At 64.6% G+C, this 26966-nt stretch carries 24 protein-coding genes and 3 pseudogenes; 4 read left to right on the top strand and 23 right to left on the bottom strand.

Translation table 11 applies throughout. From position 1 onward, the window contains the following. Positions 1 to 6: 6 nt before the first annotated feature. The 19 genes and pseudogenes from PG896_RS07040 to PG896_RS06950 form a co-directional block, all read right to left on the bottom strand. Positions 7 to 1194 (bottom strand): amino acid ABC transporter permease, encoded by a 1188-nt coding sequence (locus PG896_RS07040; RefSeq protein ID WP_223937699.1) that lies wholly within the window; start codon positions 1192 to 1194, stop codon positions 7 to 9. A gap of 62 nt (positions 1195 to 1256) precedes the next feature. Next, complete coding sequence (locus PG896_RS07035; RefSeq protein WP_010673482.1) at positions 1257 to 2276, bottom strand: amino acid ABC transporter substrate-binding protein; 1020 nt, start codon at positions 2274 to 2276, stop codon at positions 1257 to 1259. Positions 2277 to 2718: 442 nt separating this feature from the next. Next, positions 2719 to 4137 carry an IS66-like element ISAs21 family transposase gene (locus tag PG896_RS07030; protein ID WP_004576012.1) on the bottom strand — a complete coding sequence of 473 codons (1419 nt, stop codon included), beginning with the start codon at positions 4135 to 4137 and terminating at the stop codon, positions 2719 to 2721. A 137-nt stretch (positions 4138 to 4274) separates the two neighbouring features. Then, positions 4275 to 4586, bottom strand: coding sequence for a DUF2845 domain-containing protein (locus tag PG896_RS07025; RefSeq protein WP_161469726.1), 312 nt, complete (start codon positions 4584 to 4586; stop codon positions 4275 to 4277). Next, positions 4571 to 5584 carry an ABC transporter permease gene (locus tag PG896_RS07020; protein ID WP_103857888.1) on the bottom strand — a complete coding sequence of 338 codons (1014 nt, stop codon included), beginning with the start codon at positions 5582 to 5584 and terminating at the stop codon, positions 4571 to 4573. Before PG896_RS07020 ends, PG896_RS07025 begins: the two co-directional genes overlap by 16 nt. 79 nt (positions 5585 to 5663) lie before the next feature. Continuing rightward, positions 5664 to 6545, bottom strand: a pseudogene (locus PG896_RS07015) (ABC transporter ATP-binding protein). A 137-nt stretch (positions 6546 to 6682) separates the two neighbouring features. Continuing rightward, positions 6683 to 7294: an FKBP-type peptidyl-prolyl cis-trans isomerase gene (locus PG896_RS07010; RefSeq protein WP_270835551.1), complete on the bottom strand. Its 612-nt coding sequence runs from the start codon at positions 7292 to 7294 to the stop codon at positions 6683 to 6685. A 191-nt stretch (positions 7295 to 7485) separates the two neighbouring features. Continuing rightward, positions 7486 to 7605 carry a copper homeostasis protein CutC gene (locus PG896_RS07005; RefSeq protein WP_080990052.1) on the bottom strand — a complete coding sequence of 40 codons (120 nt, stop codon included), beginning with the start codon at positions 7603 to 7605 and terminating at the stop codon, positions 7486 to 7488. An 8-nt stretch (positions 7606 to 7613) separates the two neighbouring features. After that, positions 7614 to 7703, bottom strand: a pseudogene (locus PG896_RS07000) (copper homeostasis protein CutC); the annotation flags it as partial. Between the two features lie 38 nt (positions 7704 to 7741). Then, complete coding sequence (locus PG896_RS06995; RefSeq protein ID WP_049636301.1) at positions 7742 to 8467, bottom strand: copper homeostasis protein CutC; 726 nt, start codon at positions 8465 to 8467, stop codon at positions 7742 to 7744. Positions 8468 to 8508: 41 nt separating this feature from the next. Beyond that, positions 8509 to 9411, bottom strand: coding sequence for an ROK family protein (locus PG896_RS06990; protein ID WP_109112283.1), 903 nt, complete (start codon positions 9409 to 9411; stop codon positions 8509 to 8511). A 109-nt stretch (positions 9412 to 9520) separates the two neighbouring features. Beyond that, positions 9521 to 10027, bottom strand: a complete 507-nt coding sequence (locus PG896_RS06985; RefSeq protein ID WP_052816140.1) for a GNAT family N-acetyltransferase — start codon at positions 10025 to 10027, stop codon at positions 9521 to 9523. Beyond that, complete coding sequence (locus PG896_RS06980; protein ID WP_201955698.1) at positions 10015 to 10830, bottom strand: M48 family metallopeptidase; 816 nt, start codon at positions 10828 to 10830, stop codon at positions 10015 to 10017. Before PG896_RS06980 ends, PG896_RS06985 begins: the two co-directional genes overlap by 13 nt. 152 nt (positions 10831 to 10982) lie before the next feature. After that, positions 10983 to 11957, bottom strand: coding sequence for a PstS family phosphate ABC transporter substrate-binding protein (locus PG896_RS06975; protein WP_039039286.1), 975 nt, complete (start codon positions 11955 to 11957; stop codon positions 10983 to 10985). A gap of 273 nt (positions 11958 to 12230) precedes the next feature. Continuing rightward, positions 12231 to 13526 carry a phosphate regulon sensor histidine kinase PhoR gene (gene phoR / locus PG896_RS06970; protein ID WP_161470785.1) on the bottom strand — a complete coding sequence of 432 codons (1296 nt, stop codon included), beginning with the start codon at positions 13524 to 13526 and terminating at the stop codon, positions 12231 to 12233. 72 nt (positions 13527 to 13598) lie between these two features. Next, positions 13599 to 14288, bottom strand: coding sequence for a phosphate regulon transcriptional regulator PhoB (gene phoB, locus PG896_RS06965; RefSeq protein ID WP_010673471.1), 690 nt, complete (start codon positions 14286 to 14288; stop codon positions 13599 to 13601). A 102-nt stretch (positions 14289 to 14390) separates the two neighbouring features. Beyond that, positions 14391 to 14800 (bottom strand): annotated as a pseudogene (locus PG896_RS06960) (VOC family protein). 68 nt (positions 14801 to 14868) lie between these two features. Continuing rightward, a complete protein-coding gene (locus PG896_RS06955; RefSeq protein WP_270835549.1) occupies positions 14869 to 16155 on the bottom strand; it encodes a GGDEF domain-containing protein in 1287 nt (428 codons plus the stop codon). Positions 16156 to 16438: 283 nt separating this feature from the next. Beyond that, positions 16439 to 18115 (bottom strand): sigma-54-dependent Fis family transcriptional regulator, encoded by a 1677-nt coding sequence (locus PG896_RS06950; RefSeq protein WP_128272612.1) that lies wholly within the window; start codon positions 18113 to 18115, stop codon positions 16439 to 16441. A 288-nt stretch (positions 18116 to 18403) separates the two neighbouring features. On the opposite strand from PG896_RS06950, the gene exaC reads away from it, so the two are divergent. Continuing rightward, positions 18404 to 19921, top strand: a complete 1518-nt coding sequence (exaC, locus tag PG896_RS06945) for an acetaldehyde dehydrogenase ExaC (RefSeq protein ID WP_041213364.1) — start codon at positions 18404 to 18406, stop codon at positions 19919 to 19921. A gap of 51 nt (positions 19922 to 19972) precedes the next feature. On the opposite strand, the gene PG896_RS06940 is transcribed toward exaC, so the two are convergent. Next, on the bottom strand, positions 19973 to 20767 hold the full coding sequence (locus PG896_RS06940) for an AraC family transcriptional regulator (protein WP_103244450.1): 795 nt from the start codon (positions 20765 to 20767) through the stop codon (positions 19973 to 19975). 96 nt (positions 20768 to 20863) lie between these two features. Here PG896_RS06940 and PG896_RS06935 point away from each other — a divergent pair, with 96 nt between their 5' ends. Continuing rightward, positions 20864 to 21751: a DMT family transporter gene (locus tag PG896_RS06935; RefSeq protein WP_161470782.1), complete on the top strand. Its 888-nt coding sequence runs from the start codon at positions 20864 to 20866 to the stop codon at positions 21749 to 21751. Between the two features lie 114 nt (positions 21752 to 21865). Here the strand turns inward: PG896_RS06935 and PG896_RS06930 are convergent, their stop codons facing one another. Further along, entirely contained in the window at positions 21866 to 22849 is a 984-nt protein-coding gene (locus PG896_RS06930; protein WP_201872216.1) for an aldo/keto reductase, read from the bottom strand. A gap of 99 nt (positions 22850 to 22948) precedes the next feature. On the opposite strand from PG896_RS06930, the gene PG896_RS06925 reads away from it, so the two are divergent. After that, positions 22949 to 23857, top strand: coding sequence for a LysR family transcriptional regulator (locus PG896_RS06925; protein WP_069785606.1), 909 nt, complete (start codon positions 22949 to 22951; stop codon positions 23855 to 23857). 114 nt (positions 23858 to 23971) lie between these two features. On the opposite strand, the gene PG896_RS06920 is transcribed toward PG896_RS06925, so the two are convergent. Further along, the gene (locus tag PG896_RS06920; RefSeq protein WP_010673461.1) at positions 23972 to 24664 is read right to left on the bottom strand and encodes a response regulator; all 693 of its coding nucleotides are present in this window, start codon (positions 24662 to 24664) and stop codon (positions 23972 to 23974) included. Between the two features lie 3 nt (positions 24665 to 24667). Beyond that, positions 24668 to 26233, bottom strand: coding sequence for an ATP-binding protein (locus PG896_RS06915; protein ID WP_010673460.1), 1566 nt, complete (start codon positions 26231 to 26233; stop codon positions 24668 to 24670). A gap of 258 nt (positions 26234 to 26491) precedes the next feature. Here PG896_RS06915 and slyA point away from each other — a divergent pair, with 258 nt between their 5' ends. Next, positions 26492 to 26965: a transcriptional regulator SlyA gene (gene slyA / locus PG896_RS06910; protein ID WP_010673459.1), complete on the top strand. Its 474-nt coding sequence runs from the start codon at positions 26492 to 26494 to the stop codon at positions 26963 to 26965. Position 26966: the final 1 nt, after the last annotated feature.

The following is a 26966-nucleotide window of genomic DNA, read 5'->3' as shown; positions in this document are numbered from 1 at the left end:
AGCTCCCTAGCGCTCAACCAGCGTCATTCTGCGGTTGTAGATGTTCATCAGCACCGAGGTGGTGATACTGATGACGAGATAGACCCCCATGGTCATGGCGATGACCTCGATGGCCTGCCCTGTCTGGTTGAGAGTCGTCCCCATGAACACCGAGACCAGATCCGGGTAGCCGATGGCGGTCGCCAGGGAGGAGTTCTTGGTGAGGTTCAGATACTGGCTGGTCAAGGGAGGAATGATGACCCGCATGGCCTGGGGAATGATCACCAGCCGCAGCGTCTTGGTGGGCGAGAGCCCGAGGGCGGAAGCCGCCTCCGTCTGCCCCTTGCTGATGGCCAGGATGCCGGATCGCACTATCTCGGCGATGAAGGCCGCCGTATAGATGGTGAGCGCCAGCAAGAGGGCCGCGAGCTCCGGCAGCACCGTCAGCCCGCCCCGGAAGTTGAACCCCTGCAGCGCAGGCACGCTCCAGCTGAGCGGGCTGCCCGCCAGCAGGAAGGTGATGCCCGGGAGCAGCATGACCAGGGCGGCCACACAGCGCCAGAACGGGAAGATCCTGCCTGTCAGGGCCTGACGGCGGCGAGCCCAGCGGCCCAGCCCCCAGCTCAGCAGCACCGCGAGCACCAGTGCACAGAGCACGTAGCCGAATCCCTCTTCGAACAGGGGCTTGGGCAGATAGAAACCCCGCACGTTGAGGAAGGCGAGCCCGCCTATATCCACGCTCTGACGCGGGGAAGGCAGGGTACGCAGCACCGAGAAGTACCAGAAGAAGATCTGCAGCAGCAGCGGGATGTTGCGAAACGTCTCTATGTAGACGGCCGCTATCTTGGCCACCAGCCAGTTGCGCGACAGGCGCGCGACCCCGAGTGCGAACCCGAGCAGGGTGGCAAACAGAATGCCGAGCACGGAGACCAGCAGGGTGTTGAGCAGGCCCACCACAAAGGTGCGACCGAAGGTGTAGGTCTCGTCGTAGGGGATGAGGCTCTGCAAGATGCCGAAACCGGCCGTGTTGCCCAGAAAATCAAAGCCTGTGGTGATGCCACGGGTGGCCAGATTGGTCAGGGCATTGTTGACGATGTAGAACAGAAACCCGATAACCGCCGCGATGGCCAGGCACTGGAAGAGCAGCGCCCGCACCTTGGCGTCATACCACCAGCGGCCCTGTTCTTTCCTATGGTTTGATGCGTGTAACGCCATGAGGATGACTCCGACAAAGCCAGGGAAAACATGGGGGGCCAGGCCCCCCGGTGACTGTCGACTCAGCGGATGGGTGGCGCGTACATCAGACCGCCCTTGTTCCAGAGGGCATTGATGCCGCGATCAATCTTGAGGGGGGAGCCGGCACCGACGTTGCGATCGAAGGATTCACCGTAGTTGCCGACCTGTTTGACGATGTTGTAGGCCCATTTGTCATCCAGCCCCAGCACAGTCCCTTTGGGCTCTTCCAGCCCCAGCAGGCGACGGATGTCAGGGTTGGTGGACTTGAGCATCTCGTCCACGTTGGCACTGGTGACCCCGGCCTCCTCGGCATTGAGCATGGCGTTGAGGCTCCAGCGCACCACCTTGAACCACTGATCGTCACCCTGACGCACGGCTGGGCCCAGCGGCTCCTTGGAGATGACCTCCGGCAGCACCACGGCTTCCTCTGGCTTGGTGAGCTTGATCTTGAGGGCATAGAGCTGGGACTGATCCGAGGTCAGCACGTCACAGCGGCCGGCTTCGAAGCCCTTGACGGTCTGATCCGAGGTATCGAACACCACTGGGGTGTACTTCATGCCGCCATTGGCGCGGAAATAGTCGGCCAGGTTGAGCTCGGTGGTGGTACCGGACTGGATACAGACGGCGGCACCGTCAAGCTCCTTGGCGCTCTTGACCCCGAGGGACTGCTTGACCAGGAACCCCTGCCCGTCGTAGTAGTTCACCCCGGCGAACGTGAGGCCCAGCGACCCATCCCGGGTCAGGGTCCAGGTGGTGTTGCGCGAGAGCAGATCCACTTCCCCGGACTGCAGGGCGGTAAAGCGCTCCTTGGCGGTGAGGGAGACATACTTGACCTTGCTGGCGTCCCCCAGTACCGCGGCGGCCACGGCGCGGCACACGTCCACGTCGAGCCCGGTCCAGGTTCCCTTGGCATCCGGGTTGGAGAACCCGGGCAGGCCGTCACCGACCCCGCACTGCACGAATCCCTTCTTCTTGACGGCATCCAGCGTACCGTCCGCCCACGCATTGGCTGCCATCAGCGACAGCGCCATCACCATACCAGCCTTGTGTATCTGCTTCATGTCACTCTTCCCTGTGGTTTGATTCGAACAGGCATCAAAATCTAGCGAGATGCCATCGTTTCCCTGCTTTTTGGCAGCTTATCCAGCCGCAGAAAAACCTGTCAATCGGTGCAATCCGGCCCAACCATGGTGCAACAGAACAAAATATCTAAACGGGGGAATATGCACTCTCAGAATCAAAAGTAGACCCTTATTTGCCAAATAGCCTGCTGCTTAAAACCCTTCTTGGCATGAGGATTATTTTTCGAAAATAAATCGGCTGCACCGCATTGGGGCAGCCATTTCTGCTGACAACTGACTCATCAGATTCGGTTTTATGCCAAAAGCACCAGAGTGAGGCAGCATGACCCCATATGGAAAAATGGCGATAACAGGCAGGGGAAAGCAACAGAAAAAGAGGTAAAAGGCGGGGAAGTGGCGACCTTATCTCCCGCGTAACCGTTCACCGGGACGGTGTTGACAGCACCAACTCCTCCGGGAACGGGTAGTCGGTTTTCTCGATGCAGGACCTGACAACTGCCCTCAGCCACTCCTGCGGGCAGCGGCCCAATCGCTTGGCCGTCTCCACCAACGATAGGATACGCTGCCTGAACTGCTCGCCTCGATGCGACCAGACGCCATAGCTTCCCTTGCGCCACAGCACATAGCCACGCAGCGCCCGCTCCGCTTCATTGTTGGTCAGCGCTATCTCGTCGTTTTCCATAAAACGCCATAGCATCTCATCGTCCTTGAGCAGTAACTGGCAGCGCCCACGGTAGCGCTTGGAACACAGTACACTGCCCCGCTCCAGCTGCCTTCGCCAGCTTTGCCGACATCGCTGCAACCTTCGCTGGTACTGCTCCCGGCTTAAGCAGCCTTGTTCATAGCCATGCCGGGTTCTGAACACCGTGTCAGCCAGCAGTACCAGCCGGGCTCCGATAGGCTGGTTGACGGCGTCGCTACTCTCGGCAATCGCCGCCACGTTGCGCAGCACATGCGCCCAGCACAGTTGGCGCTGGGCGCTGTCGATGAAGCGGTATCCCGCATACTGGTCGGTCACCAGCACCCCATCAAGCTCACTGCCCAGCAACCGCTTCGCTGCCTCCTGACCGCGGCCAAACGCCGTCATGAAGCAGACCGCGACCTTGCTCAGGGCCAGCCACATCCAGCGTCGCTCACCGCCCCGCTGGTGCCGGGTTTCATCGGCATGGATGATGGCGGCAGACTGCACTTGCTGTTTGATGGCTTGGTGGGTCGGGGTGAGCATGGCGCTGACCCGGCCTTGTGCTTCACTGATGGCGCCTCGGCTAAAGCTCAAACCGAAGTGCTGCTTGAGCTGCTGCTGTATCTTGCTGATGCTCTGGTGGAACTGACCACTCTGCAAAGCGATATAGCTCAGCAGATTAGCCCCCATCTGGCTGTGGCTCACCGTATCGGGCAGGGCTGCTTCACTGGTGGTGACGCACCCACGGCAGGTGCCCCGATACAGCTGATGCTCTGTCACCACATAGCTGACCTCGGGCAGGTCAAACACCTGATGAACCCGGTAGGGCTTGTCATGGGACACCACCTGCTCACCACAGCAGGCGCACTGCCGGGCAGGATAGTGTGGTATTGCCGTCAGTCGGTCGTCCTCAGGATGACGTTCACGCCGCTGCCCCTTGTGGCCAGGCTGGGCACCACGAGCCTTGCCGGAAGCGGGGCGCTTGCGCGCAGGCGGGGTCCCCGAGCCATCAGTGGAGGGGGGCTTGGAGGAGTTATTGCTGTTTTGGTTGAGGCGGTCTTCAAGCTCGGCGATGCGCGCCATCAGCTTGTAAATCAGCTCGTTGGCTTGCTCGAGGGTCAGCGGCAGGCCGGGTGGTGGCGTAATGGGTTTGCTCATGACGTGATGGTGCCAAGCTGGCGGGATCAGGCAAGGGGCAACAGTGGATCAAGGGATGATCGTCTCACTTTTTCCTGTCAATGCCATCTGGGTGAACAGTTACTCTCCCGCAGGCTGGGCTTCAGAAAACCAGGAGGTCATCCTCCCCGTGGGCCATCCACAATGTCGGTGATGACGCCGTTTTCGACGGTGACAAACTGCATGAATTCCCGCTTGCCGAAGTTGTAGGTCCAGCGCTCGGCATACTTGACCGTCACTCTCGCCCCGAAGCCGTTCTCCTCGAAGCGGGTGAGATCTTCCTTGAGCATCGGCTGGCCGCAGCGAACCAGCAGCTCTGCCGTGGTGTCTCCCTCGGTCAGCAAGGCGTTCTTGCAACGCAGGGTACCTGCCTGCACAGGCAAGGCCGCCACCAGCAACAACCACAGAACAGGTTTCATTTTGCACTCCATTTGAACAGCATGGTTCCCAGCGAGATGCACACCAGGGCGAACACCATGACCTGGCCCAGAGGGCCTGCCACCTCCTGCCATCCCGCCCCTTCCAGCATCACGGCGCGGGCTGCTTCGATGATCTGGCTGAGGGGCAGCCTGGCCGCAAGCTGCTGCAGCCAGGCGGGCGCGCCTTCTAGCGAGAACCAGACACCGGATAAAAACATCATGGGCAAGCTGATGAGATTGAGCAAACCGCTCGCCAGCTCCTCGTTCTGCAGGCGAGCGGCGATGAGCAGGCCAAGGGAGGCCATGGCCGTTCCTCCCGCCAGGGCGATCACCAGCAGCAGCCACCCCGACCCGATGAGGGGCACATCCAGCAACCAGTAGGCCGCGCAGAAGACCAGCAGGCTCACCACCAGGGTGATCAGCACCCGTGACAGCAACTGGGCGAAGAGAAACTCCAGCGCGCCGAGCGGCGTGGCTCGCAGCCGTTTCAGCACCCCGTTCTTGCGATAACGCACGATGACAAACCCGACCCCGAACAGGCCGGAGAACATCAGGTTCATGCCGATCACCCCGGGCAGCAGCCAGTCGCCGTAGCGAATGGCGCGCCCGCTCAGGGTCTCTCTTTGCAAGGGCCCCTGCACCGCCTGGCGCAGCAGATACTCGGCCATGGCCCCCTGAGGGGCGTCCGGATTTATCCAGTAACGCCCCCCGGCGGGTGAGAGCAGCAGGTCCAGCTGATGGTGACGGACCTTGAGCTGGCCTCTCGACGCCTCGTCATAGGGGATGATCTTGAGCAGCGGCACGGCGCGCAGCGGGGCATAGGTTGCGGGCAGTGCCCCCACCACCCCGATCTGCACCAGCGGTTTGGGCGGGCCGGAGAAGATGAGGGAGAAGCCGATGACCAGCAGGAGCGGGAAAAGCAGGTTCCACACCAGGGCCGCGCGATCGCGCACGAACTCGAGGGTGCGGGCATAGAAGAGCGCCCCGATGCGCTTGAGGGATCCCTTCATCGTCCACTCCCGGGATTGCATGTCGGCAAGGCGTACCACAGCCCGGAGGCCACGGTCAGACAGAACTCGGTCATCCCTCTCATGCGCCGCTCCGCAGGCTGTGGCCGGTCAGGTTCAGGAAGAGATCTTCCAGATTGGGGGAGCGCACCTGCATGCCGGTGAGCGGCACACCAAGATCCAGCAAGGCTGGCAACAGGGTCGCCACGTCGGGGCAACAGAGCTCCACCTGATCGCCGACCGGACGCAGGGGATAGCCGAGCCCAGCCAGGGCCGGGTGCCCCCCAAGGCGCACCAGCACGCCGTCGAAGTGTTACGCCAGCAAGGCAGCCGGCGTATCCAGACTGAGCAGGTGGCCGTGATCGACGATGGCAATCAGATCGCACAGCTGCTGCGCTTCGTCCATGTAGTGGGTGGTGAGCACCACCGTCTTGCCCTGGGCCTTGATCGCCTCTATTCGCTGCCAGAAGTGGTGGCGCGCCTGGGGATCCAGTCCTGTAGTGGGCTCATCCAGAAACAGCAGTTCGGGATCCCCGAGCAGGGCCAGAGCCAGCAGCAGGCGCTGACGCTGGCCCCCCGAGAGCTTGCGACTGTCCCTGTCGATGAACTCGCCCAAGGCGCACAGATCGATGAGCAGCTCCCGTGGCAAGGGATTGGGGTAGAGGCTGGCGAACAGGCGCAGGGTATCGCGCACCGTCAGGAAATCCTGTAGCGCCGTGTGCTGGAACTGGATGCCGATGCGGGAGCGATAATCCGGGCCGCGCGGGGCGCCGTGAAACAGGATCTGGCCGCTGTCCGGGGTGAGGATCCCCTCCAGCAGCTCTATGGTCGTGGTCTTGCCCGCCCCGTTAGGGCCGAGCAGGCCGAAACAACTGCCGGCGGGAATGGCAAAGCTGAGCCCGTCCACCGCCTTGACGCCGGGGAAGTGCTTGACGAGATCGACGACCTCGATGATGGCTGCCATGGCGTGTCTCCCTCACATGGCCGGAATGGACGACGCTCTGACTATATCCAAATCCCCGCCGAAGGCACATGGCCCGTTTGGGCGGCCCAAAAACAAACGGCGACCCCAGGGTCGCCGTTTGCATCACACCAGCCGGATCACAGGATGTCCAGCAGCTCCACTTCGAAGACCAGAGCGGAGTACGGCGGGATGGAGCCGGCGCCACGGGCACCGTAGGCCAGATCCTGCGGAATGTAGAGCTTCCACTTGGAGCCAACCGGCATCATCTGCAGCGCTTCCACCCAACCGGCGATCACGCCGGTCACCGGGAACTCGGCCGGTTGGCCGCGAGCAACGGAGCTGTCGAACACGCCACCGTGGGTGAAGGTACCGTGGTAGTGCACGCGCACGGACTGACCGGCAACCGGCACGGCGCCATTGCCTTCGACCATGACTTCATATTGCAGACCGGAGTCGGTGGTCTTCACTTCGGCGCGCTTGGCGTTGTCGGCCAGGAAGGCTTCGCCTTCGGCGGCAGCGGCCTTGGCGGCAGCTTCCTGCTCTTCCTGCATACGGGCGGTGATGACCTGGAAGGCATCGTTGATATCGTCACGGCTGACCGCGAACACCAGACCGTTCAGGGCATCAGCCAGACCTTGTTGCAGGGCCGGGATATCCAGACCGGCGAAGGCTTGCTGAGCCAGTTGGTCGCCCATGTTGCGGCCGATGCCGTAGCTGGCCTTCTGTTCGATAGAGTCGTATTGGGACATTGAGAGGTTGCTCCGGGTCCTGATGGTAAAAGAGACGGGATGATAACAGACTTTTTTGCACCGTGCTGCCAAGACGCCCCTCAATTGCCCGCCGGTGGGAGACGCCTCACATCGGCCCCCTCATCCCCGCCCCTTCTCCCGCAAGGGGAGAAGGGAGCAAAACAGGGCACCATGCCGCCGCACAGTCTGTATCAGGCCCTGTCCAGCAACGCCCTCACCGCCGCGACCTTGGCCCCATCGGTGATGTTGACCCGGCCATCGTCCGAGGTGCCCATGTTGACGTCACAGAGAGAGGCACCATGGCGCCGCACAGTCTGTATCAGGCCCTGTCCAGCAGAGCCCGCACCGCCGCGACCTTGGCGCCGTCGGTGATGTTGACCCGGCCGTCGTCCGAGGTGCCCATGTTGACGTCACAGATAGAGGCACCATGGCGCCGCACGGTCTGCATCAGGCCTTGTCCAGCAGTGCCCGCACCGCCGCGACCTTGGCGCCGTCGGTGATGTTGACCCGGCCGTCGTCCGAGGTGCCCATGTTCACACCATGGGGCACCATGCCGCCGCGCCAGCCCATGCCGGACATGTGCACTTCATTGACGCCGGTGAATTCGATGATGGTGCGCACGTTGTCGGCGTTGACCCCGGCCCCCGGCATCAGGCTGGCCCGTCCCGCCAGCGCCTGGTGCATGGCCTGCAGGGTTTCGAGCCCCGCCAGCGCGGTCGGCGCATGGCCGGAGCTCAGAATGCGCTCGCAACCCGCTGCGACGATCGTCTCGAGATCCAGCCGCCAGTCGGAGGAGAGATCGATGGCCCGGTGGAAGGTGACGCCGAGCGGCCCCGCCGCCTCGACCAGTTGCCGGAGCTTGCCTTCGGGTACCCGTCCATCTTCATCCAGCAGACCGACCACCACCCCTTGCAGGCCCGCAGCACGAGCGGCCGCGATATCCAAGAGCATCATCTCGAACTCGCCGTCGTTGAAGCAAAAATCTCCGGCGCGTGGACGGATCATGGCGTACACCGGCACAGTGGCGTGGCGGGCAGCCAGCTGCATAAAGCCATAGGAGGGAGTGAGGCCACCCAGCCCCAGCGCAGAGCAGAGCTCGATGCGATCTGCGCCGGCCGCTTGGGCGGTGAACAGGGATTCGAGGTTGTCGATACAGATTTCAAGACGGGTCATGATGACTCCTTGTTCGGGGAGATCAGACCCTCTGTCCGATCTCACAGATTGAGCAGGGCTGCACCGCGCACACCGCCGGCTCCACCGAAGCGGGCCTCGCGGATCGCCGGCAGGGCGACACCGGGCAACAGGTGGCCGGGCAGACGTTTGGGCAACTCCTCATAGAGGGCTGGCAGGGCGCTCAGGCCGCCCCCCAGCACCACCACATCGGGATCAATCACCGAGATGGCGGTGGCGAGGCCAGCGGCGATGATCTCGAGCCAGCAGTCGATGGTCGAGAGGGCCGCCGCCTCACGGGCATCGGCACGGGCGACGATCTGGTGGCCGCTCATCCGTTCCCCATGAACATGGTGGTATAGCCGCTCCAGGCCCGTGCCCGACGCATAGGTTTCGAAACAGACCAGGCGCCCGCAGCCACAGCGGGGACGGGGCAAATCCGGGTATTTCATCAGGATGGTGGCGGGCAGCGGGTAGTGACCTATCTCCCCCGCCAGCCAGTTGCGCCCCTGGATGAGCTTGCCCGCCAGGTAGACGGCGCCGCCGATGCCGGTACCTATGGTGACGCCGAGGGCGCTGCCAGCACCGTCTGCGGCCCCCTGATGCACTTCCGACCAGAGGAAACAGTTGGCGTCATTGTCGACCTTGACCGGTCGGCCCAGCAGTTCGGCCAGATCCGCCCCCAGATGGCGGCCATGGATGGCGGGCAGGTTGGCCGCCACTATGCTCCCGTCGAGGCGATTGAGGATCCCCGGAAACCCGATGCCGACGGCCCCTTTCACCCCGAAGCGCGCATCAGCCGCCTCGACCCGCTCGCGGATCAGCTGCTGCAACCCTTCGTAATCATTGCCGGGAGTGCTCATGCGCTCCTCGTGACAGAGATTCAAGGCGCCGTCATACACCGCGAAGGCAATCTTGGTGCCGCCAATATCAAATCCGTAGTACATGCCACACTCCCTTGCGGTGGACCCGGCCACCTCGGTCTGTCCAGATGGGGCACATTGTATTAATTCGCAAAAAAAATAAAGTGACCAGGGGCGAAAAACGGGAGCCAGCTCAAAGCAAACGGAACATTTGTCGTTGTTGGCAAGGGTGTCCGAGGCTCATCAGGGTGCGCTCCTGACCGTCGAACATGAAGCCGCGGCGCAGGTAGAATCCCTCGCCGATGTGATTGCCATCCAGCAGCCAGAGCCTGACACACTCGCAACCGGCCCGGCGCATCTGCACCGCCACCGCCTGCCACAGCCGTTTGCCATGACCCTGACGCCAGTGATCGGGATGAAGGTAGAGCGCCCGGATCCGCGCCGTCATCAAGCCTTCCTCCAAAGAGGGCTGCCAGTAGAGCAGGCCTATGACCACGTCGTCCTGACAGACCAGCATGGGAACGGGGCCGGGCTCGGCGAGCCGGTGTCGCCAGATCTGCAGGTGGTCGGTCACCGCCAGCTGGGCCAGCATGTCGGCCCCCAGCACCTCCCCGTAGGCCGCCAGCCAGCTCGCCCGCTGCATCACCGTCATGGCGGCGGCATCGGCGGGACGCGCCAGGCGCAGGCTTACGCCTTGCACTGGGGAACCAGCCCTGATGCTTTCGCCTGCTGGTACAGGGGCTGCACTTCGGCCTGCTGGGCCTGCAGGTTGGCGATCCGGCTCTGGTCGCTGGGGTGGGTGGAGAGCAGCTGGGGCGGTGCCTTGCCACCGGAGGCGGCGCTCATGTTCTGCCACAGGGTGACGGCTTCGGCCGGGTTGAACCCGGCGCGGGCCATCAGCTCGAGGCCGAGCCGGTCCGCCTCGCTCTCCTGGGTTCTGCCAAAAGGCAGGGCTATCCCCACCTGGACCCCGAGGCCCAGGGCGGCCATGGTGGCAGCGCCCCCGAGGCTGTCGCTGCTGCCGATGGCGGCGTCCGCCACCGCCAGCCCGATACCGGTCAGCTGATCCCGGGAGAGGCGCTCGTTGGAGTGCTGGGCCAGCACGTGGGTCAGCTCGTGACCGATGACGGTGGCGAGCTGGTCCTGATTCTTGGCGACTTTCAGCAGGCCGCTGTAAACGCCTATCTTGCCGCCGGGCAGGGCGAAGGCGTTGATCTCCTTGGAGTCGAACACCACTACCTCCCAGCTGGTGATGCCATAGCTGGCAGGCACCTGGGCGGTCACCGCCTTGGCCACGCAGCCCACATAGGCATTCATCCTGGCATCCGTGCTCACCTTCTCCTGCTGCTTCATCTGGGTGAAGGAGTCGGCGCCCAGCTGGTTCATCTGCTGGGGGGAGAAAAGCAGCATCTGGTTGCGACCAGTCGGCGACTGGGCGCAGCCGGCCAGCAGGGCGCTGCACAAGGCCGTCAGGGCCAGTCTGGAGAGGGAAGATGCGCGCATGAGAGGGTCCTTTGCCGTGAAGTTGCCCTATTCTCGGAAATGCCGCCGCCCGGCGCAAGCCGGGCGCTGCGCCCTGCGACCAAAAAGATCCTGGGGCGCACCAATGAAAACGAGCCCGCATGGGGCTCGTTTTTCTGCAAGGGCATGTTCTGTTACATGATGCCCAGCTTCTTCAGGTCGGCCTGAACCACCTTGGCCGGGACCGGCACATAGCCGTCCTTGGCAACGATGGTCTGGCCCGCCTTGGAGAGCATCATCTTCACAAACTCCTGCTCCATCGGGGAGAGCGGCTTGTTCGGATGCTTGTTCACGTAGACGTACAGGAAGCGCGACAGCGGGTACTTGCCGGTGATGGCGTTGTCGGAGCTCGCCTCGATGAAGGTCTTGCCATCCTTGGAGAGCGGAACGGCGCGCACGCCGGAGGTGACGTAGCCGATACCGGAGTAGCCGATGCCGTTCAGGGAGGAGGAGACGGACTGTACCACGGAGGCGGAGCCCGGCTGCTCGTTCACGCCGCTCTTGAAGTCACCGTTGCACAGGGCGTGTTCCTTGAAGTAACCGTAGGTACCGGACACGGAGTTGCGACCGAACAGTTGCAGATCCTTGCCGGACCAGCTGCCGTCCAGACCCAGATCAGACCACTTGGTGGCCGCCTTGGCTTCGCCGCACTTGAGGGTGCTGGAGAAGATGGCGTCGATCTGCGACATGGTCAGCCCCTTGATGGGGTTGTCCTTGTTGACGAACACGGCCAGGGCATCGACGGCGACGCGGATGGCGGTCGGCTTGTAGCCGTAGCGCTTCTCGAATGCCTCCTCTTCACCGGCCTTCATGGCGCGGCTCATGGGGCCAAACTGGGCGACGCCCTCGGTCAGGGCAGTCGGTGCGGTGGAAGAACCGGCGGCCTGGATCTGCACGTTGACGTTGGGATACATGCGCTTAAATTCTTCGGCCCACAGGGTCATCATGTTGGCCAGAGTGTCCGAGCCGACAGAGGACAGGTTGCCCGAGATGCCGCTGGTCGGTGTGTATTCCGGCAGGTCTTTATCCACACCGGCAGCCAGAGCGCTGACAGAAAACAGGGTTGCTGCGGTGAATCCGATGACACCAGCCAGTTTGTTGAGTTTCATCCAATCTCTCCAAGTCCAAGGTTGCAGAAGGCAATCGTCAGGTTGACGTCTATACGTGGTTGACACCCGATCGCAATGATCCGTGGGCCAGCACCACTCCTTCTCCAGTGTTACAGAAGGTCCGTTCTTTAAGACGGCGCCAGTATCTGGCCTGGCAGTGACAAATTTATGGAATTTATATGACACTTTGATGACATGGGCCGAGAGTGGCCCGGATGAAAAAAGGGCTGCGATGCAGCCCTTCTATCGTTGCTAACACATTGACACAAAATATTATTTCACCAGCACCATGCGGGCGGGAATGAGAAAGCTGAAGCGGCTGCCCGCACCGACCCGGCTCTCGATATCGAGATGGGCATCGTGATGACTCAGGGCATGCTTGACGATGGCAAGGCCGAGCCCGGACCCTCCGGTGTGGCGCGAGCGGGCCTTGTCGACCCGATAGAACCGCTCGGTGAGCCGTGCCAGATGCTCGGGGGGGATCCCCTCCCCCTCATCCTGCACCGCAAACAGCGCCATGCTCCCCTGCTTGCGCCACTCCACGGTGATCTTGCGCCCCGCCGGGGTGTAGTGGATGGCGTTGTAGACCAGGTTGGAGACGGCGCTGCGCAGCTGATCCTGATCCCCGCGCACCAGCAGATTGGGCTGGACCATGAAGACGATTTCGTGGGCCCGCTCGCCGGAGAGCGCCCGCGCCTCCTGCTCCAGCAGCCCCAGCATGGCGGGCATGTCCACCAGATGGGAGAGATCCACGGTGGGCGCCGCCTCGATGCGCGACAGGGTGAGCAGCTGGTTGACCAGATTGTCCATGCGGATCGTCTGCTCCATCATCACCTTGTGCGCCTTGGCCCACATGGCGGGGGGCGGCAGCTCCTCGGTCATCTCCAGATACCCCTTGAGCACGGTGAGGGGGGTACGCAACTCGTGAGAGACGTTGGAGACGAAGTGCTTGCGCGTCTTCTCCAGGCTGCGCAGCCGGGTCACATCCCGCACCACCAGCATGGCCTGATCCTCCGCATAGGGCATGATGCGAAATTCGAGGAACTTCTCCTCGTTGATGGGGGAGTGCATCTCGAATGGCTCGTCATACTGCCCCTTGCCCAGATAGGCGACGAAGGCGGGGTGACGGATCAGGTTGCCGATGTGCTGGCCGGCATCCTCGGGCCAGCGAAAGCCGAGCAGTTGCTCCGCCAGCCGGTTGCACCAGAGGATGCTGCCGTCGGTGCGAAACACCACGGCCGCATCGGGCAGCGCCTCCGCCCCTTCCCGAAAGCGGCGGATGAGGCCCGCCAGCTCCCGGCGCCGGGCCCGGTGACGCTGCTGCAACTTGTAGATGCCGTTGAAGATGTGCTCCCAGCTGCCGCTGCCGTGGGGCGGCACCAGGCTGCGATCGTGCCACAGCCAGTCCGACAGCCGCTTCTGGAAGCGGTAGTGCCAGACCAGGTGCACCACAGTGGCCACCAGCAGGCAGAGAACGAGATGATCGATTAACCAACCTACCAAGACGAAGGGGCTGTAGAAGAACGCCATTCGCCACAACTGTCGCCGCCAGGCGTAAGGTTGCAACATTAAGATCTCCTAGAGGCAGCAAAGAGCCGGGTCCAATGCCCGCCGGCAGGCGCTGGCGGCACTGGCCCTGACCTAGAGACGGGTCGAGAAGCGGTAGCCGGCCCCGCGCACCGTCTGGATCAATCTGTCGTGCCCCGTCTCTTCGATGGCCTTGCGCAGGCGGCGAATGTGCACGTCCACCGTCCTGTCCTCGACATACACGTTGGTACCCCAGACGTTGTTGAGCAACTGCTCGCGGCTGTAGACCCGCTCGGGGTGGGTCATGAAGAAGTGCAGCAGCTTGAATTCGGTCGGCCCCATGTCGAGGGCCTTCTCCTCGGCACTGACCCGGTGGGAAACGGGATCCAGTTTGAGCCCCTGCACCTCGATCACCTCGTCCACCGAGGTGGGAGAGACGCGGCGCATCACGGCGTGCAGGCGGGCGGTGAGCTCCTTGGGGGAGAAGGGCTTGGTGATGTAGTCGTCGGCACCGGCCTCGAGCCCGCGCACCTTGTCCTCTTCCTCGCCCCGGGCGGTCAGCATCACCACCGGGATCTGGCGAGTCATCTCATCCTGCTTGAGCTGCTTGAGGAACTGGATACCGCTGCCACCTGGCATCATCCAGTCCAGCACGATGAGTTCGGGGTAGGGTTCGCGCACCTTTGCCAGTCCATCGGCGTAATCTTCTGCTTCTACTGTTTCATATCCCTTCTGCTCAAGCACGAAGCAGAGCATTTCGCGGATCGGTGCCTCGTCCTCGACCACCAGAATTCGCTTAGCCATATCCCTTCTCTCTCCTCTGTGAAGATGGGTGCGCCAATTATTAGAACTTTCTGTGACACTTTTATGACTTTATGACGGGCGGGATGATAAACGTTTTCAGATTCAGTTGGCAGCAGCGAGTTGCAGCAGGTCCCAGCGATTGCCACTGATGTCCTCGAACACCACCACGGTGCCGTAGGGTTCGAGGCGCGGCTGTTCACAAAAATGAACACCATAGGCCAGCATCCGCTCGTAATCGCCCCAGAAGTCGTCGGTCTCAAGGAACAGGAAGACCCGACCGCCCCCCTGGCGACAGATGGCGGCGCGCTGCTCCTCGTTGGCCGCGCGAGCCAGCAGCAGGGCGGAGCCGGGAGCCCCCTTGGGAGCGACCCGCACCCAGCGTTTGCCCGGTTTGCCCGGCTCGTCGAGGGGGTGTCTTCCAGTAGCTCGAAGCCCATTCCCCGGGTGAAGAAGGCGATGGCCTCGTCGTAATCCGCCACCAGCAGCGTCAGGGCGCCAATGTGTTGTGCCATGGCATCTCTCCTCGGATAAATGATGGGGCGCATGATAGCCCCGCCCGGCCATGGGCTCCAGCGCCGGATCAGTCGGGCGCCACCTCCACCCGGTTGCGACCATTCTGCTTGGCCTGATAGAGCGCCTCGTCGGCCCGCTTGAGCGCCTGCTCCAGGCTATCCTTGCGCCGCTCGGCCACCCCGAAGGAGGCGGTGATACCGAGCCCCAGCGGCCAGTGCCTGTACCCCTCCAGCGCCCCTCTCAGCCGCTCCGCCAGGGCGGCGGCCCGTCCCTCGTCGTAATGGAGGCAGACCAGCACGAACTCCTCCCCGCCCCAGCGCACCAGTCGGCACAGGCTGTCGCAATGGCGCAGCAGCTCGCTCACCATGTGCTTGAGCACCTCGTCCCCCACCGGGTGGCCGTGACCGTCGTTGACCCCCTTGAAGTGATCGATGTCGATGTAGAAGAAGGAGAGCGGCATCTCGCCGAGCTCCCCGAGCAGCTTTTCGCCGCCGAGCCGATTGAGGGCCCCGGTCAGGGGATCGTAACGGGCCTCCTCCTCGGTGCGCCGGTTCTGCTCGCACAGGCTCGCACTCAGGGCTTCAGCCGCGAGGCGCGCCTCCCTGGCCTTGCGCAGCCGATCCCCGAACATCAGGTTCTGGACCAGGAAGAGCAGCACGCCGTAGACAAGCCACCCCAGCAGCAGATAGCGATAGAAGTCCCCCGGCTTGCACCAGCGGCCATAGAACTCCAGCCGCTCGAGCCGCAACCGGTGCTCCCCCGGCAACATCTTGTCATCGGAGGCGATCTCGATGGCGTAAACATGGTGCAGATCCGGCCCCTGCTGGACCAGCGGAATGTCGTACTGCTGCACCCACCAGGAGCTGGGGGCAAAGACATTCAGGGGGACATCCTGCTCACGACCAAAATCCCTGGCGGTGAAGAGCACTTCGTTGAACTTGTGGGAACTCTCGTCTTCCCGCGTCGAGTAGACGGGATCGTAGTTGCGCAGATAAAGGCGCCAGGCCTGTACCCCCTGCCCTTCTACATCCAGCCTCACCCGCACCCCGGTGAAGCCGGAGAGATCCAGCCCCTGCTCGGGATCGGTCAGGGTCAGAACCAGCTCGCAGAAAGGATAGGCATATTGGCTTCGCAGGGTGCACTGGATGGCGGGTCTGTCGCCCCCCTGACTCAGGGTGGCGACGGAGGAGCCCTTGTGGGCCCTGTCATCCTGGGCACGCACGGACAAACCGGCCTGGCTCAGGATGTCGAGCCGCCGCTCGGGTCCGAATTCGAATAACACCATGGCCAGCAGGCTCGCCGCCAGCAGGCACCAGAACAACAGCGTCGTCATGCGGGAATAGGAAGGGATCATCGGCATCACACCTGAAAAAGGGCTTTTACCCTACACCTTGAAGCGCCGAACCGCGCTGATCCAGATCCAAGGTTATTACACGCGCCGCACCGGGCGCAGACGGGTGCCGACTAACCGGCACGGGCCCCATGGGGCGCAAGCGGCATCGGCCAGCAGCCGGGAGAGAGGCGGGGGGCCTCGTCGGTGGTGAGATGGGTCATTGCGCACTCCCTGCGATGGAAACATAACGAAAAAACGTCCTTGCCTTCGCAGTCTACACAAGCGCTGGACGGCGCGACACCCTTCACCCCTCCTCCCGCAGCGCCCGATAGAGGGTGGTGCGACTGATGCCAAGACGGCGCGCCGCCTCGCTCACGTTGCCGCCGCACTCTGCCAGGGTCTGTTGCACCCGCTGCCGACTCTGCTCGCGCAGGGTACTCCCTCCCAAAGGTGAGCTCGCTCCCCCTTCCACGGCGGGCAGATGCAGATGGGCAGGTTCAATCCAGCCCTGCCCCTCTGCCAGTACACAGGCCACCTCCAGCGCCTGTTTGAGCTGGCGCACGTTGCCGGGCAGAGGGTGAGCCAGCAGCCGCTGCTCCGCCTCCCGGCTCAGTTGTAGCGCCGGGTCCATCTGGGCGAGCAGGTTCAGGATCAACCCCTGACGCTCGGGCACCGACCAGGCCCGCAGGGGTGCCAGTTGCTGGCGCCAGCCGCAGATGCGGTAGTAGAGATCTTCGCGAAAGGTGCCGGCCGCCACCATGGCCGCCAGATCCCGATGGCTGGCGCTGACCAGCCAGAAATCCACCGCCTCGGGTCTGTGGCTGCCTACCGGGGTGACGACGCGCTCCTGCAACACCCGCAGCAGCCGGGTCTGGGCCTGGAGCGGCAGCTCGCCAATTTCATCCAGCATCAGGATGCCGCCGTGGGCGGCGCGCAGATAGCCCTGGCTGCCCTGGCTGCGGGCACCGCTGAAGGCCCCCCCCACGTAGCCGAACAGCTCGGCCTCCACCAGCTCCGCCGGCAGGGCGCCGCAGTTGACGCACACCAGAGGCCGCTCCCGACGGCTCGAACTGGCGTGCAGGGTGCGCACCAGGTGCTCCTTGCCGCTGCCGGTCTCCCCCTCGATGAGCAATGAGATGCCCCGCTCCAGCATCTTGAGCGGCACCTGCTGCGCCTGCGATCCCCCCTCCTCAACCGCGCTCGGCAGGGGGAGCCTGGCGGCGCGCTCCCCCGCCTCCGGCACCAGCCGCAGGCCGCGGCGCTCGCGCAGCAACTGCTGACCGTCGAAGGGGTGCTGGCCGAGCCAGAGCCGACCGGCCCGGTTGGCCCCGAGCAGCTCGCCCCCCTCCCCCAGCAGCAGGCGGGCAGACCAGAGGCTCTGGGGATCGAGATCCACCAGCCAGCCCGGCTGGCGGGCCAGCAGGGCGTTTTCCAGGGTCATGGCCAGGAGGCGCACGGTGCCCAGCATGTCGCCGCCGTGGTGGGCCGCATCGGTGGAGATGTCGAGCACGCCGAGCAGTTGCCCGTCCGGCCCGAGCAGGGGGCAGGCGCTGCAACTGAGAAAGCTGTGCTGGGCGAAGAAGTGCTGCGCCCCCAGCACCTGCACCTCGCTCTGCTCGGCCAGCGCGGTGCCGATGGCGTTGGTGCCCTTGCTCGCCTCCCCCCAGCGGGCGCCGCTGCGCAAAAAAATGCGCTCGGCATGGCGGGCAAACCGGTCGTCTCCGCTCACCGCGAGGATGGCCCCCTCGCCGTCACACAGCAGCAGACGACAGGGTCTGCCTGCCAGCAACTGGCCAAAGAGCGGCAGCACGAAGCGCTGGAAGCAGGCGATGAGCGTCCTGTGCTGCTCCTGGCGAGCCGACAGCTCCCCCTGGGGCAGCAAGTCCAGCTCGGCGCTCTGCTGGCGGCTCAGCCCCTGATGCAGGCAGCGCTCCCAGGAGCGCTGGATTGGGCTGGCACCGGATTGAGGCAACTCGCTCATCACACCTCCTTCTACACACTCGCGAATAGGGCCGCCTTGGGGGAGCGCCTTCATCACGTCTCCTGTTCACAAACGGCACAGTGTCACACCCGATGTTCAGAAACGGCACAGTTCGGGGGCCGCTCTGGGGGGCACTGGTTAACCAAGATACCCCTTGGCACCCCGTTTTATAACGTTTTTGCAACCTTTTTGTGTAGAGCGCCGCCCGCTGGCACGCCCCTTGCGATGACAGGAAGCAACCGGACTGCCCGCCAGGCCGGTCAGGACCACACACATAAGGATGATGAGATGATTTATACCGCTCCCGGTCAGGCAGGTGCCCTGGTCAGCTTCAAATCCCGTTATGACAACTTCATCGGTGGCGACTGGGTGGCGCCGCGCGCCGGCCGCTATTTCGAGAACATCTCGCCGGTGGATGGCCGGGTGTTCTGCGAGGTGGCCCGCTCCGACGCCGCCGACATCGAGCTCGCCCTGGACGCGGCCCACAAGGCGTTCGCCAGCTGGAGCAAGACCAGCGTCACCGAGCGCAGCAACCTGCTGCTGCGCATCGCCGATCGCATCGAACAGAACATTGAGCGGCTTGCCGTCGCCGAGACCTGGGAGAACGGCAAGGCGGTGCGCGAGACCCTGGCCGCCGACCTGCCCCTGGTGGTGGATCACTTCCGCTACTTTGCCGGCTGCATCCGCGCCCAGGAGGGCTCCGCCGCCGAGCTGGACCAGAACACCGTCAGCTACCACTTCAAGGAGCCCATCGGCGTGGTCGGCCAGATCATCCCGTGGAACTTCCCCCTGCTGATGGCCGCCTGGAAGCTGGCCCCGGTACTGGCGGCCGGCTGCTGCAGCGTGCTCAAGCCCGCCGAGCAGACCCCGGTCACCATCATGCTGATGATGGATCTCATCAAGGACATCCTGCCCCCTGGCGTGGTCAACGTGGTCAACGGCTTCGGCGCCGAGGCGGGCCAGGCGCTCGCCACCAGCAACCGGATCCAGAAGCTGGCGTTTACCGGCTCCACCGAGGTGGGCGCCCATATCCTGCGCTGCGCCGCCGACAAGCTGATCCCCTCCACCGTGGAGCTCGGTGGCAAGTCCCCCAACATCTACTTCGCCGACGTGATGCAGCACGAGAGCAGCTACATCGACAAGGCGGTGGAAGGGATGCTGATGACCTTCTTCAACCAGGGAGAGGTATGTACCTGCCCCTCCCGCGCCCTGGTGCAGGCCAGCATCTATGACGACTTCATGGACCGGGTGCTGGCCCGCGCCCGCACCATAGTGCAGGGCAACCCCCTCGACACCACGACCCAGGTGGGGGCCCAGGCGTCCCGCGAGCAGTTCGACAAGATCCTGAGCTACATGGAAATCGGCCGCGGCGAAGGGGCCAAGATGCTGCTGGGCGGCGGCCCGGCCAAGGTGAGCGGGCTGGAGGGGGGCTTCTACATCCAGCCCACCATCTTCTCGGGCCTGAACAAGATGCGGGTGTTCCAGGAGGAGATCTTCGGGCCGGCGCTCGGGGTCACCACCTTCAAGGACGAGGCGGATGCCCTGGCCATTGCCAACGACACCCAGTACGGGCTGGGGGCGGGCCTGTGGACCCGGGACAGCAACCTGGCCTGGCGCATGGGGCGCGGCATCCAGGCCGGCCGGGTCTGGGTCAACTGCTACCACGCCTACCCGGCCCACGCGGCCTTTGGCGGCTACAAGAAGTCGGGGATCGGTCGAGAGACCCACAAGATGATGCTGGACCACTACCAGAACACCAAGAACCTGCTGGTGAGCCACGACATCAACCCCCTCGGCTTCTTCTAAGCCCATCCCATGATCCACAAGGGCGCCTGCGGGCGCCCTTTTTCATGCGGTTCAGGCCACGGGTTGGCCCAGTTGCTGGCGATAGCGCTGGGGGGCGCAGCCCTGTTCGCGCTGGAACATGGCGATGAAAGCCGAGGTGGAAGCGTAACCGAGGCGCCAGGCGATCTCCTGCACCGGCATCTCGCCCCGCAGCCAGTCCAGCGCCTTCACCAGCCGCAGCCGGGTGCGCCACTGGCCGAGGCTCATGCCAAGCTCCTTCTGGCAGCGCCGCGCCAGGGTGCGCTCCGTGGTGTGCAGCGCCCTGGCCCACTCCACCAGCGTGCGGTTGTCCTCCGGCGCCGCCTGCAATGCCGCCAGCAAGGGGGCCAGCAGGCGATCCCGGCTCTGGGGCAGGTAGCTCGGCTGGCAACGGGTGCGGGCCAGCTTCTCGATGAAGAGTTCACCTTGACGGGCATCCCACTCATCCTCCATGTGCCCGACCCGGCGCTGGGTGAAGTCCTCCAGCAGGGCCCGCAGCAAGGGGGTGAGCGCCAGCAGCTGGGGTTCCCGTGGCAGGCGCGGGGCCAGGGCGTGGCTCACGTAGATGGAGGTGTAATCCAGGGTCTGCTCGTTGAAGGCGGTGTGGGGCAGGTCCGCCGGCACCCAGATGAGGTAGTCCGGGGGCGCCACCAGCCGCTCTCCCCCCACCTCCACCACCATGACCCCCAGGCTGATGAGGCTGAGCTGACCCCAGGGGTGGGCGTGCTCGGCGCAGGCGTTGCCCCCCTGGATCTGGCTGTAGCGAAAGTAGAGGGGGTCGGGGTCGGCCAGCAGGCGATCCTGCTCGGCCAGGGTGAGGGTGCCCATGCAGATTGTCCCAAAGCGGTTATGACATGTCTTATTTACGCTACTTACCTCGTTCAAGACAAGGCTAGACTCTCCCCATCGTACCAAGGAGTGCCTATGCCTTTTCTCTTCCCCCTGCTCGCCATCCTGATCTGGGCCGCCAATACCGTGGTCTCCAAGGCCGCCGCCGGCGTGCTGGATCCCGCCGCCATCTCCTTCTATCGCTGGGTGATCGCCGCCCTCGCGCTCTCCCCCTTCTGCCTGCCGCAGCTCTGGCGCCGCCGGGCCGACATCCGCCCCTGGCTCGGCAAGCTGCTGGTGCTCTCCCTGCTCGGCATGGTGCTCTACCAGTGCCTCGCCTACTACGCCGCCCACAGCACCTCGGCCACCAACATGGGGGTCATCGGCTCCCTGCTGCCCCTGCTCACCCTGCTCATCGGGGCCTGCTGCTTTGGCCAGAAGCCGGGCAAGCAGGCGCTGCTCGGCATGAGCCTCTCCCTGTTCGGGGTGCTCTGGCTGCTGGGTCAGGGCAACCCCCTGGCACTGCTGCACAGCGGCATCAACCCCGGCGACGGCATGATGCTGCTGGGGGCGGCCAGCTATGCCCTCTATGGCCTGCTGATCCGCCGCTGGCAACTGCCGTTCGGCCCCTGGCTCAACCTCTACCTGCAGATCCTGCTGGCGGTGCTGCTGCTCATCCCGGTGGCCCTCTCTGCCGACTCCCTGGCCATTCCCGCCCAGGGCTGGAGCATGGTGCTGTTCGCCAGCCTCGCCTCCTCCATCTTCGCCGCCTACTGCTGGATGCGCGGCCTCGCCACCCTGGGGGCGGAGCGCACCTCGGTCTTCATGAACCTGATGCCCCTGTGCACGGCCCTCATCGCCGTCATCACCCTGGGGGAGCCCATTCACGGCTATCACCTGCTGGGGGGCGGCCTCATCCTGACCGGGGTCATGCTCTCCCAGCTCAAGCCGAGGGTACGCCGTCCTCTGCCGGAAGGGGCCTGAGCCCGCCAGCACCATGAAAGAAGGGAGCCTCGGCTCCCTTTGTCATTTTCCCGCCCAGGTGGTGCCCTCAACGGAGCGAGCAGGCCAACCCGGGGCGGGCTGAGTGCGGGCCGCTCATGCGTTCACCCCCTTCATCCCCTCGGCAGTATAGCGCTCCCCCGCCACCGGCAGGGTCCGGATGGCCTGGCCCAGGGCCCCGAGCTCCGCTGGGGAGAGGCGCACCGAGAGGGCGCCGAGGTTATCCTCAAGGTGGGTCAGGCGCCGGGTGCCGGGGATGGGCACTATCCCCTCCCATTGCGCCAGCAGCCAGGCCAGGGCTATCTGCGCCGCCGTGCACCCCTTCTGCCGGGTCAGGGCCATGACCGCCTGCACCAGGGTGCGGTTGGTGGCGAGGTTCTCCCCCTGAAAGCGCGGCAGACTGGCCCGAAAATCCCCTTCCTCGAACACCGCCTCCTGCTGGTAACGCCCGGTCAGAAACCCGCGCCCCAGGGGGGAGTAGGCCACCAGACCAATCCCCAGCTCCCGGCAGACGGGCAGCACCGCCGCCTCCACCTCCCGGGTCCAGAGGGAGTATTCGGTCTGCACCGCCGCCACCGGGTGCACGGCATGGGCGCGCCTCAGGGTGGCCTCGCTCACCTCGCACAGACCGATGCGGGCTATCTTGCCCTCCTGTACCAGCTGCGCCAGCCCGGCCATGGTCTCATCGACGGGATGGGCCGGATCGAGGCGGTGCACATAGTAGAGATCGATCTGCTCGATGCCGAGGCGGCGCAGGGAGCCCTCGCAGCTCTGGCGCGCATAGCGGGCGCTGTTGTCGAGGGTACGCCTGTACTCCCCGTGCTGGCGCACGATGCCAAACTTGGTGGCGACCTTCACCTGCCCCCGCCGGGTCGCGAGAAAACGCCCGATCAGCGCCTCGTTGTGGTGGGGGCCGTACATGTCGGCGGTGTCGAGCAGGTCGATGCCCCGCTCCACCGCCTCCGCCAGCACCCGCAAGGACGTCTCATCGTCCCGCGGCCCGTAGAATTCGCTCATCCCCATGCAGCCCAGCACCAGGGCAGAGACCTGCAGGTTGGCTCCCAGTGTTCGTCGTTGCATCGCATTTTCTCCCTGACAAGTTGCAGGGGAGTATGGTCTTCCGAAAATGAATGAGATATAGAGATAACTGGCAACCCATTTTCCGATTATGGAAACACTATGCACGATCCCCTGCTCTGGGACGACGCCCGCGTCTTCCTGGCCATCGCCCGCAGCGGCACCCTGAGCGGTGCCGCCCACGCCCTTCGCATGGGGGTGGCCACCGTCTCCCGGCGCCTGGACAGGCTGGAGGCGGCCCTCGGCCTCCCCCTGTTCAGCCGCCACCAGCAGGGCTATCGCCTGACCGACGACGGGGAGGCCCTGCTTGAGCGAGCCGAGGCGCTGGAACATGCGGGACTGGCCTTTGGCGAGGCGGGGCAGTTGCAGGGACAGGTGGCCGGCACAGTGCGCCTCGCCACTGCCGAGAACCTGGCCAATCCCCTCATCATCCCCTCCCTGCCGACGCTCTTTGCCCAGCACCCCGAGCTGAGGGTGGAGCTGGTCACCGGGGTGCAGACGGTGAACCTGCACCGGCGCGATGCCGATCTCGCGGTGCGCATGGTCAAGCCCGATGCCGGCCACCTCACCCTGCGGCGCCTGGGCACCCTGGGCTTTGGCCTCTACGGGACCGGCGCCTACCTGGATGCCCGCAGCCCCGGGCTGGATGCCGCCAGCTTCGATCAGGATGACTTCATCGGATGGAACGAAACCCAGAGCCACCTGCCCGCCGCCAGATGGATGACCCGCATGCTGCGCGGCCGCCCCTGCCGGGTGGAGACCAGCACCCTGGCGGCCCAGCTCGCCGCCGCCCAGGCCGGTCTGGGGCTCGCGGTGCTGCCCCACTACCTGGCCCGCCAGACGGATCTGGTCTGCCTGCTGCCGGAGCTCGGAGTGGATCAGCCCATCTGGCTGGTGCTCCACAGCGATCTCGCCCACTCCCGGCGGGTGAGAGCCGTGGCGGATCATCTCATCGCCCTGTTCGAGCGCGCCCGCACCGCCCTGCACCCCTTCTCGGGCGATCCCAGATAGAAGGGCCGGGTCGCATCGGGGCAAAACAAAAGGGAGCTCAAAGGCTCCCTTTTATCTGCGCGGCCTGCGCAGCATGGTGTGCGCGGCCTCTTCGGCGTTGTGCCCGCGGCGGGGTCACGACTCCCGGCGCCAGTGGTAGCGCCGCTCCGGGCGGCCACGCTGGCCGTAGTTGAGCTCCACGTCCAGCCGATCTTCTGACTCCAGAAACTCCAGGTAGCGGCGGGCCGTGGTGCGACTCAGGGAGAGGCGCAGGGCCACGGTGTCGGTGGAGAAGGTGTTGTCCGGCTCCCCCGCCAGCAGATCCAGCACCTGTCGCAGGGTGATGGCGTCGATCCCCTTGGGGGTCTCCCGCGCCTCCCGACCCTGGTTGCGCGCCTTGCCCATCAGGCGGTCCAGGTCGCTCTGGGCCAGCTCCCCCGGCTCGCACAGGCGGCGATGCAGGACCAGGATCTCCTCCAGGCTCTGCTGGATGCGAAACAGCCGCAGCGGCTTGATGACGTAGTCCTGCACGCCCAGGTTGAGGGCCTGCTGTATGGTCTCCACGTCGCAGGAGGCGGTCACCATCATCACCATCACCTCCCGGTTGTAGCTGCGCAGCCGGCTCACCCACTCCAGGCCCGAGCCATCGGGCAGGGAGATGTCGACCATCAGCAAGCGGGGCTCGCTCCCCGCCATCAGGCGATCCGCCTCGGCCAGGGTGCCGGCCCGCCCCATCAGGGAGAACCCGGCCGTGGAGGAGACCAGCTCCCCCAACATGGCGCCTATCCGCTCGTCATCCTCGATAATCAGCGTGAAAATTGGCTTCATGACTTACACCAATTGGTTTTTATTCAAATAGATACCAAACAGGGTCGTCTGCTCGGCGGTGCGACGCCATTCTATCACGCCCCCCCGCCTGGCCACCGTCTTCTTGACCAGGAAGAGGCCGACCCCGTGATCCCCGGTCTGGCGGCTGACACCGTAGTCGAACAGGTGATCCGCCAGCGCCTCGTCCACCCCCTCGCCACTGTCCTCCACCTCGATCACCAGCCGCCGCCCCAGATCATCGAGGGAGAGCAGCACCCTGGGCGCGGCGTGCTCGCGGTTCCCCCAGGCGGCGCGAATGCCGTTGTCCAGCAGGTTGCCGATGCAGGTGATGAGATCCGCCGACACCTCGGCCGGATACTCCCCGAGGGCCGACCCCGCATCCAGCACCAGCTCCACCCCCAGCTCCCGCGCCCGGCTGAACTTGCCGAGGATGAGCCCGGCCACCGGCTTGTTCTCGATGACCCGCAGCAGATCCTGCAACATGTTCTGGCAGGCTTCGTTCTCCTGCTGGATGAGGTCTACCGCCTGATCCACGTGGCCGAGTTGGAGCAGACCGGAGAGGCTGCTGAGCTTGTTGGCGAATTCATGGGTCTGGATGCGCAGCATCTCGCCGTACTGGCGCAGGTGGGTCACCTGCATGCCCAGGCTGCCGGTGCCGTCTGGCCGGCTGAAGATGAGCATGCGCCCCGGCTCGCGACCGCTGAGCTCCTGCCAGTGGCCGACGAAGTCATCCCCCTGCACGGTGAACCTGACCGCCCCCCCTTGCTGCAACGTGGGCACGAGGCCGGGGGCCAGCTCCGCCAGGGAGCGGCCCAGCAGGGCGTGGCGCCCGGTGCCGGGCAGTCGCAACTGATAGAAGGCGGCGCTGTTGAGCATGGTGATCCTGTGCTGGTTGTCCAGGGCCACTATCCCCTCCGAGATCCCCTCCAGCACCAGATCCTGCTGGGCGAAGCGATTGGCGATGGTCTCCGGCTCCAGATCCAGCAGGGTGCGGCGCAGCAGGTGCTGCACCCAGAGCGCCAGCAGCAGGCCGCACCCCAGCACCGCTGCGATGGCGCCGACCAGCAGGGCGATCCGCTCCTGATAGGTGCCCTCCACGGTGCGCATCAGATAACCCACCGCCACTGCACCGATGGCCTGGCCATCGGGCCCCACTACGGGAGCGAAGCAGCGGATGGCGGGACCCAGGGTGCCCACGTCCCGGGAGCAGTAGCTCTCGCGCGACTGGAGTGCAGGCCAGATGTCCTCCCCCCGGAAGGTCTGGCCCACCAGCTCGGGGGAGGGGTGGCTCAGGCGCCTGGCATGTTCGTCGGTCACCACCATGTAGGCGGCGTCGGTGCGGCTGCAGATCCCCTGCACATAATCCCGCAGCCCGGGATCGCTCCCCTTCTCCAGGGCCCGGACCACCCGGCTGTCCGCCGCCAGCACCCGGGCCAGATCGCTCCCCTTCTCCTTCAGGTTGTTCTCCAGCAGGTGGCGCATGAAGAGGGCGAGCAGACAGCCCAGGATCAGGATCAGCAGCAGTGACAAGCCAAGCGAGAGGGTGACTAGCTGGTGGCGCAGTTTCATCGTTCAACCTTGCAGCGGACAGGAAAGCCCAGGGTGAGGGTGTCCCCCGGCCGGGTCAATGGCCAGCCTGGCGCACCTCAAAGGTGGCCACTCTAGCGCCTCCCCCGGCCGTTGTCGGTTAGCTGGCCCGCAAAGCCATATAAAAACTTAAACACCACGGCCCGGGCAAAAAACCTGAACGTGAGCTGTATCACACTATTTACTTAGCCTGCGAAATAAATATAATGCTTCGCAAGCTAAGTAATTGAGGTGCCCGTCATGAAAAAGGATCTGGAGATGTTGCGAGAACTCTCCCTCGCCGAGCAGCTGGGGCGATTGCACCGGCTCTGGCGCACCGTGGCCGATCTCGAGCTGGCGCCTCTGGGGCTCACCCATCCCCGCTGGACCGCCCTGTGGAAACTCAGCCGCCTCGGCGGCCACCTCAGCCAGAAGACCCTGGCCGAGGCCCTGGAGATAGAGCTCCCCTCCCTGATGCGGACCCTGGGTCAGCTCGAGGAGCAGGGGCTGATCGAGCGCCATTGCTGCAGCCAGGACAAGCGGGCCCGCATCGTCACCCTGACCCCGGCGGGCAAGGCGCTGCTCGATCAGATCGAGGGCCGCATCATCGCCGTGCGCCGGGAGCTGCTCACCGGCATCAGCCAGCAGGAGCTGGCCCAGTTTGAAGACATTGTGCACCGCATCTCCGCCAACGCCCTTGGCAAGATAGCCGCACAGCATGAAGAGAGAGAATAAG

The sequence above is a fragment of the Aeromonas sp. QDB30 genome (assembly GCF_027707645.1).
GTDB lineage: Bacteria > Pseudomonadota > Gammaproteobacteria > Enterobacterales > Aeromonadaceae > Aeromonas > Aeromonas caviae.
This window is presented reverse-complemented; position numbering and strand designations above follow the sequence as displayed.